At 42.6% G+C, this 230-nt stretch carries 1 pseudogene; it reads left to right on the top strand.

Annotated features, from left to right (window positions below):
• Positions 1-230, top strand: a pseudogene (locus tag ACWXWW_RS18420) (IS3 family transposase); the annotation flags it as partial.

The raw sequence follows: 230 nt of genomic DNA, 5'->3' as shown, positions 1-230 counted from the left end.
ATTTACGGCATGTTGAGAGTTGCTGCTGGAATCACAAGCGGGTTTACCGCATTTACTGTGAGTTGGCACTGAATCTGCGTATTAAACCGAGAAGAAGACTAAAACGGCATGCGCCTGAACCATTGAAAGAACCAATCCGAGAAAATCAGGTTTGGTCATTAGATTTTATGCATGATCAGCTTTCCGATGGTCGCAAGTTTCGATTATTGAATGTGATTGATGATTACCGC

This window comes from Microbacterium sp. KNMS, from assembly GCF_053851835.1.
Note: the sequence above shows the minus strand (reverse complement) of the source record. Positions and strands in the feature narration are given on the sequence as shown.